At 42.5% G+C, this 6,754-nt stretch carries 10 protein-coding genes; 4 read left to right on the plus strand and 6 right to left on the minus strand.

Annotation, left to right across the window (positions count from 1 at the left end; all coding sequences use genetic code 11):
• Window positions 1–336: 4Fe-4S dicluster domain-containing protein (locus IT392_09400; protein MCC6544701.1), on the plus strand; the 336-nt coding region annotated here is incomplete at its 5' end.
• Window positions 337–377: 41 nt separating this feature from the next.
• On the opposite strand, the gene IT392_09405 is transcribed toward IT392_09400, so the two are convergent.
• On the minus strand, window positions 378–575 hold the full coding sequence (locus IT392_09405; GenBank protein MCC6544702.1) for a hypothetical protein: 198 nt from the start codon (window positions 573–575) through the stop codon (window positions 378–380).
• Window positions 576–723: 148 nt separating this feature from the next.
• Complete coding sequence (locus IT392_09410) at window positions 724–1,173, minus strand: hemerythrin domain-containing protein (protein ID MCC6544703.1); 450 nt, start codon at window positions 1,171–1,173, stop codon at window positions 724–726.
• 264 nt (window positions 1,174–1,437) lie between these two features.
• On the opposite strand from IT392_09410, the gene IT392_09415 reads away from it, so the two are divergent.
• Both IT392_09415 and hpt read left to right on the plus strand, forming a co-directional pair.
• Window positions 1,438–1,872 carry a hypothetical protein gene (locus tag IT392_09415; GenBank protein ID MCC6544704.1) on the plus strand — a complete coding sequence of 145 codons (435 nt, stop codon included), beginning with the start codon at window positions 1,438–1,440 and terminating at the stop codon, window positions 1,870–1,872.
• Window positions 1,873–2,072: 200 nt separating this feature from the next.
• The gene (gene hpt, locus IT392_09420) at window positions 2,073–2,603 is read left to right on the plus strand and encodes a hypoxanthine phosphoribosyltransferase (protein MCC6544705.1); all 531 of its coding nucleotides are present in this window, start codon (window positions 2,073–2,075) and stop codon (window positions 2,601–2,603) included.
• Here the strand turns inward: hpt and IT392_09425 are convergent.
• Window positions 2,589–2,885 carry a DUF721 domain-containing protein gene (locus tag IT392_09425; protein MCC6544706.1) on the minus strand — a complete coding sequence of 99 codons (297 nt, stop codon included), beginning with the start codon at window positions 2,883–2,885 and terminating at the stop codon, window positions 2,589–2,591. The genes hpt and IT392_09425 overlap by 15 nt on opposite strands.
• A gap of 57 nt (window positions 2,886–2,942) precedes the next feature.
• Here IT392_09425 and IT392_09430 point away from each other — a divergent pair, with 57 nt between their 5' ends.
• Window positions 2,943–3,212 (plus strand): DUF4321 domain-containing protein, encoded by a 270-nt coding sequence (locus IT392_09430; protein ID MCC6544707.1) that lies wholly within the window; start codon window positions 2,943–2,945, stop codon window positions 3,210–3,212.
• Between the two features lie 19 nt (window positions 3,213–3,231).
• On the opposite strand, the gene uvrB is transcribed toward IT392_09430, so the two are convergent.
• From uvrB to IT392_09445, 3 genes are all read right to left on the minus strand, one after another.
• Window positions 3,232–5,223, minus strand: a complete 1,992-nt coding sequence (uvrB, locus tag IT392_09435; protein MCC6544708.1) for an excinuclease ABC subunit UvrB — start codon at window positions 5,221–5,223, stop codon at window positions 3,232–3,234.
• An 8-nt stretch (window positions 5,224–5,231) separates the two neighbouring features.
• Window positions 5,232–6,230 carry a galactose-1-phosphate uridylyltransferase gene (galT, locus tag IT392_09440; protein MCC6544709.1) on the minus strand — a complete coding sequence of 333 codons (999 nt, stop codon included), beginning with the start codon at window positions 6,228–6,230 and terminating at the stop codon, window positions 5,232–5,234.
• A gap of 93 nt (window positions 6,231–6,323) precedes the next feature.
• The coding region (locus IT392_09445; GenBank protein MCC6544710.1) for a sigma-54-dependent Fis family transcriptional regulator at window positions 6,324–6,754 on the minus strand (431 nt) is incomplete at its 5' end.

Consider the following 6,754-nt stretch of genomic DNA (forward strand, 5'->3'; position numbering starts at 1 on the left):
ATAATAGAACGACTCGACGAACAATACTTAAAGCTTGGCAGGACACTATGCACCCTTTGCCATAGGTGCCTGCCATGTCCTGAGCAGATAAATATCCCCGAGGTGTTGAGGCTCCGGAACCTTGCAATAGCCTTTGAAATGATAAACTTCGGCAAGTATCGTTACAGGATGTTCGAAAATGCAGACCACTGGTTCTGGGGTAGAAAAGCGAGTTATTGTACGAGATGCAATGATTGCCTTCCCCGATGCCCTGAACAGCTTAAAATACCGGATTTATTAGACCTGGCCCACAAAATGTTTTCAACCAGCGACGGTAAAAGGAAATGGAAAGACTAATCATTTCAAACAGTTGAGAAACAACCTTAATACATCCCTGGTCAGGCAGCTTTTCTGCGGCCAGGAACAATACGGTAAATGCCCAGCTTGGTCATCTTATACTTCAGCGTACTAAGAGGTATTCCAAGTTCATTAGCAGTCTTCTTACGGCTCCAGTTCATGGACTGCATAGTGCTTATAATGTAATCCCTTTCAAATACCTCCAATGCCTCTGCGAGTTTGCTTTTTTCTTTTAACATTATTGATCACCTTCTTTCTAAATGCATCCCCGGTAAACCGAGTGGTTGGTTATGCTAACCAATATCGGATACCAAGGTTCAAGAATTAAGCCTTGTATTCATCATACCATACAAAAGACATGAGAACAAATATATTTGGCGCAGATTTCTAACCGTTCAATTTCAGCCTGAGGTATTCTCCTACCAGGAGTGCTGCAGGATATAAGATCTCCTCTTCATTTTTAATATGTGATATCAGCTTTTTTGCGATAAAGGCAATTTCCATTCTGTTTTCCTTTATAGATACATTAGCGAGCTTTATCAAGGCATCAACAATTGCCTGATGTTCATAGAGCATCTGGGGGAGCATTGCCTTCAACGAGTCAGTAATAAGGAGAATTTCTCTCATTTCTTCTTTGATGTCCCCCCTGGATAAGGGTTCGAGTAATCCAAGGGGGGGCATTGCATATTCTTCTTCCTTTACGAAATGGGGATGCATAATCACCGCAACCTTTATTGCTGCCTCTCCAATAGCGCCTCCAGCCTCAGTGATACGTGCAAGCTCATTGTGAAGCTCTTCATGTTCTTCATTAAGTGTTACGGGGACATTAAATGCCATAAATTCACCTCCTGCAAAGGTAATATTATAACACACACGTGTCTTGATGCAAAATATCCTGTATGGTATAGTGAATCGAGTTAATTAACTCCTGGAGGATATATACTAAACCCTGTATACAGATTCAGTATAAGCAAGAATAAAGAGATCGCTGCTTATATTTCTGAAGGTGAAGACCATAAGGTTATAGATATCCGTGTACATTCAAAGACAAAGTCAGGTGATTCAACACAAACAATAAAAGGGATTGAAATACCGGTCTCCATGCTTCCTGAAATTCGCAGAATGGTGAATCTAATTGAGGTGGAATGCACCTCCCGGGGATTGTCCGATGAGTTTGAAGACATAGATGATATAAATGGTTTAAGGGAGGTTGTCTTCGCTCATCCAAGCGAAGAAGAGTTTGCAAAGATTCTTAAGTTCTATCATATAGGATGGGAGTATGAACCGAAAACCTTTCCAATAAAATGGGACGAAGCTGGAAATGTTATTGAGAGCTTTACCCCTGACTTCTATCTCACTGACCTTAATTTGTTCATTGAATTAACCACTATGAAACAGAGTCTTGTGACAAAGAAAAACAGGAAGGTCAGATTATTGAAAAAGTTGTACCCTGAAGTTAATATAAAGTTATTTTATGGAAAGGATTATAAAAGCCTGCTCAGGAAATATGGGCATGAAGACAAAAAAATACCCTGAGTTTCAGAATCTTCACGTCCAAGAGGGTCTGTTCTGCCAGCTAACTTCTGACTTTCGTCAGCATGCTAACTTTGCTGAACTTTTTCCCGTCTTTGGGTCCCTTTTGATCACCTCCGAGGGGACATCCAGATGGACATTTGAAGCATCCTTATTTCTCAGGGTAACTTTATACTACCACTTTTAAGGGGGGGTGTCAAGGTATGAAAGAACTGGAGACAGGTGAGGTAATTATCACGCAGGACTCTCTACAGAAAAGGATTGCAGAGATTGGGAAATCCATTGCTGAAGATTACAGGGGCAAAAACCCTGTTTTGATTTGTGTCCTGAAAGGGGCAGTGGTCTTTATGGCAGATCTCATGAGGGCGATTCCTATACCTGTTGCAATTGACTTCCTGTCTATCTCTTCCTATGGTGCAGGAAGGGGTGAGGCAGGTGCAGTAAGAATAATTAAGGACCTTGATATTAACATCTCTGAGAGAGAAGTACTGGTGATTGAAGACATCATTGATACCGGGTTTACCCTGGGATATCTCCTGAGGATACTTAAGGCAAGGAACCCGGCCTCTTTAAAGGTTGCTGTCCTTCTTGACAGGCCTGCACTAAGAATAGTGGACCTGCCTGTTGAGTACAAAGGGTTTGAAATCCCGGATGAATTTGTTGTAGGTTATGGGTTGGACTATAAAGAGAACTTCAGGCACCTGCCTTATATATGTAAGTTAAGGACAGCCTGACGATCCGATCTTAAAAAATACATCACTAATCAGCTGTTTGCCAAAATAGTTATTTACCCTGGTTACCAGGTCTGCCTTATAAAAGCTCAGCTCCTGTATCCATGCATTACTATCAACAATAATATACAACTTCCTGTATCGAATCGAGTCAGGCCTGGAATGAGCTGCGATAATACTGCCGGCAATATTCTCCCATTTCTCGGCAAGTGTGTATTCTAACATCTTGCCTTCAAGACCATATTGTTTAATTAATCTGGACAGAATTCCTGACGCCCTTTGCATTTATTGCCTTACCCCACGCTTGCACTTGTATTTATTTTACTGTAATATGCCAAATACATGGCCCTTTTTAAAAAGAATATCTGGATCCTTCTCATCCTCATCCTGATTGGCGCACTCCTCGGTAATGTCCTTGGAGAAATTTTACGGGCAATCTCACCGGATGGCCCGGTTAGAAATATTTTCACCGAAGGATTTTACATAGGCATCACACCTCCGGTTACCCTGGATATCAGGATATTAACTTTTACTATCGGGTTTAGCTTACGTGCAAATCTGTTGACCCTTCTTGGTTCAATCCTGGGTATATATATCTACAAGTATGTTTAAAGAATTATACACTCATACATCAATTGATACCAACAAACCTTTCTTTCAATGACCTGATCTTGTCTCTTAGTTCTGCAGCCTTTTCAAATTCAAGTTTTCTTGCTGCCTCCTTCATCTCCTTTTCCAATGACTTCAAAGTTGCAGCCAGCTTTTCTTCCTGTACATATTCATCTGCAGCCTCTTTAACTGCAGGTATCGTAAAATAGTCTGCCTCGGAGATTTCGTACAACGTGTCCTGAATTCCCTTTATAACACTTACAGGCGTTATATCATGCTGTTTGTTATACTCCTCCTGTATAGCACGCCTCCGGTTAGTTTCATCTATTGCCTTTTGCATTGAATTTGTAATCGTATCTGCATACATAATTACCCTGCCGGAAAGATTCCTTGCTGCCCTGCCCGCTGTCTGAATAAGAGAAGTGTGAGATCTTAGAAAACCCTCTTTATCCGCGTCAAGTATTGCAACAAGTGAAACCTCAGGTATGTCAAGTCCCTCACGCAGCAAGTTTATACCTATCAGGACATCAAACTTCCCCATCCTCAGGTCTCGTATAATCTCAACCCGTTCCAGGGTATCTATATCAGAATGTAGATATTGGACCTTTATCCCAAGCTCATTATAATATTCCGTCAGGTCCTCTGCCATTCTCTTAGTCAGTGTCGTAACAAGCACTCTCTCTCCGAGATCAGATCTTGATCTGATCTCGCCAAGCAGATCATCTACCTGTCCCTTTGCGGTTTTAACTGTAATAACCGGATCTGTCAGACCTGTCGGACGAATAATCTGCTCGACCACTTCTCCACCTGACTTTTCAAACTCATATGGCCCCGGTGTCGCAGATACATATATTGCCTGATTCACACATCTTTCAAACTCTATGAACTTAAGTGGTCTGTTATCAAAGGCTGAAGGGAGCCTGAAACCATAATCTACAAGGCTGTTCTTCCTTGAGTGATCACCTTTATACATACCACCGATCTGCGGTACAGTTACATGGCTCTCATCAATAATAAGAAGAAACCCCTGGGGGAAATAATCTAACAGTGTAGGCGGCGGCTCACCGGCGCTTCGTCCGCTCAGATGTCTCGAATAGTTTTCGATACCATGACAATATCCGATTTCTTTTATCATCTCCAGGTCAAAGTTAGTCCTCTGCTCAATTCGCTGGGCTTCAATAAGACAATTTTTATCTTCAAAGTAACGTATGCGTTCTGCAAGCTCCATCTTTATTGATTCAAGTGATCTTTCCAACCTGTCGGGGGGAATTACATAATGAGTTCCCGGGTATATAGCTGCTTTTGCAAGTCGTTTTCTTACAATACCTCTCAGGGGATCAATCTCTGAAATGGCGTCTATATAATCTCCGAATAACTCAACCCTTATGCATGACTCTTCCGAGGATGAAGGATAGACCTCTATCACATCACCACGGACCCTGAAAGCGCCGCGGTGTAAATCAATGTCATTTCTTTCATACTGTATTTCAACAAGCTTTCTGAGTATATCCTCCCTGTCAATTTGCATGCCCTCTTCAAGATAAAGAAGCATCCCCTGGTAGGCCTCAGGGGAACCGAGTCCATAAATACATGAGACTGATGCAACGATGATGACATCATTTCTTTGAAGTAGGGATGTCGTAGCAGAGTGCCTCATCCTGTCAATAGCATCATTTATTGAAGAGTCCTTATCTATATATGTGTCTGTCTGCGGGATATATGCCTCGGGTTGATAGTAATCGTAATAGCTGACAAAATATTCAACGGAATTTTCAGGAAAGAAGTATTTAAACTCGTTGTAGAGCTGTGCCGCGAGGGTCTTGTTCGGCGCAATCACAAGGGTTGGTTTCTGGACTTCTTCTATAACATTTGCCAGCGTAAAGGTCTTACCGCTGCCGGTTACACCGAGCAAGACCTGATGCTTTATCCCCTGTTTAATCCCGAAGCTGAGTGCTTTAATCGCTTCGGGCTGGTCTCCCTGCGGTCGTAAAGGTGATTTGAGACTAAATTGCATAAACTACATTAAACCTTTGCTTCTCTTAGAAACTTTGCTGCCTCTTCCGGGGACGTAGGATTTATGTAAAATCCCGAGCCTGACTCAAAACCTGCTACCCTGACCAGTTTCGGCATTATCTCAAGATGCCAGTGATAATACTCTTTCATCTGACTACGTAAGGGGCAGGTATGTATTATATAATTATATGGTGGTACATTTAATACCTTTTCAAGCCTCCGGAGCACATTCTTCATGATCCTTGCAAGGCTGCTGTATTCCCATGGCTGGGCCTCATCAAAACAAGAGTTGTGATTCTTGGGTATTATCCATGTCTCAAACGGAAATCTCGCCGCAAATGGGGTAATGGCAAGGAAGTGTTCATTCTCTGTGACACTCCTGTCTTCTGAGAATGACTCCTGACGCACTATATCACAGTAAATACATCTTTCCTTGTAATTATAATAGAGCCTTGCCCCTTCAATCTCTTCAAACACATGTCTTGGGATAACAGGCAGTGCAATAAGCTGAGAGTGCGAATGCTCGAGGGATGCACCTGCCGCCTCCCCTTCGTTCTTAAAGATCAGGATGTACTGAAACCTGCTGTCTTTTTTCAGGTCAACTACCCTGTCCCTGTACGCCCAGATAATATCCTCTATCTTCCTCTCAGGAAGGGTTGAAATCGTCGTATCGTGCAACGGGGTCTCTATAATTACCTCATGAGCCCCGATCCCATTCATTTTATCAAAGAGGCCGATGCCTGTTTTATCAAGATTCCCTTCAATCTTAAGTGCCGGGAATTTATTAGGTACTACGCGAAGGCTCCATCCGGCAGTATTTGGAGCCGTACCAGGTTCACGGTAAGCCAGTATCTCCGCCGGGGTAACCTTCTCATTACCTGCACAAAAAGGACAGAATCCTCCTTTTCGCTTAGGGGGAGCCTCCTGAAAATCTGACGGTCTCCTTCCACGCTCTGAAGATATTATTACCCATCTTCCGGTTATAGGATCTTTTCTTAGTTCCGACAATGTAACCTCCTTTTGAAAAAATGATATTAATTATCAGATAATAATACTAACCGTATATTACCTCTTCATTGAGATCCTGCGTGAAACCGATTATTATGACACATCTTCCAGCCCAAGTAACTTAATTTTTCTATGCAGATTGCTCCGCTCTATCTTTAAGTCTTCTGCCGTCTTCGTTATATTCCAATTATTTTCCTTTAACTTTTCCAATATGAAGTATCGCTCAAAGCCGGTACGTGCCTCTCTGAGGGAAGCTGAACTGACATTAAACAGCGTGGATACATTTTGATGCTGATCCCCGGCGATAATTGATAGATCCCCCGGATATATCCGGTCTCCTGAGGTCATGATTGCCACACGTTCCATAAGGTTTCTAAGCTCCCTCACATTACCCGGCCATTCATACCCCTTCATTAATTCTATAGACTGGTCCGTGAGTACTTTATCCTTTAACCCCTGTTCCCTTATAACCTCTTTCAAAAAATGGTTAGCCAGCAGGGGGATGTCTTCCTTGCGGTCCCTCA

The sequence above is a fragment of the Nitrospirota bacterium genome, from assembly GCA_020846775.1.
Taxonomy (GTDB): domain Bacteria; phylum Nitrospirota; class 9FT-COMBO-42-15; order HDB-SIOI813; family HDB-SIOI813; genus RBG-16-43-11.

Bases quoted from the DNA above. Each gene is read 5' to 3' on its own strand.
- IT392_09405 (MCC6544702.1), bottom strand. From the start codon at position 575: ATGTTAAAAGAAAAAAGCAAACTCGCAGAGGCATTGGAGGTATTTGAA.
- IT392_09410 (MCC6544703.1), bottom strand. From the start codon at position 1,173: ATGGCATTTAATGTCCCCGTAACACTTAATGAAGAACATGAAGAGCTT.
- IT392_09415 (MCC6544704.1), top strand. From the start codon at position 1,438: ATGCTTCCTGAAATTCGCAGAATGGTGAATCTAATTGAGGTGGAATGC.
- hpt (MCC6544705.1), top strand. From the start codon at position 2,073: ATGAAAGAACTGGAGACAGGTGAGGTAATTATCACGCAGGACTCTCTA.
- IT392_09425 (MCC6544706.1), bottom strand. From the start codon at position 2,885: ATGCAAAGGGCGTCAGGAATTCTGTCCAGATTAATTAAACAATATGGT.
- IT392_09430 (MCC6544707.1), top strand. From the start codon at position 2,943: ATGGCCCTTTTTAAAAAGAATATCTGGATCCTTCTCATCCTCATCCTG.
- uvrB (MCC6544708.1), bottom strand. From the start codon at position 5,223: ATGCAATTTAGTCTCAAATCACCTTTACGACCGCAGGGAGACCAGCCC.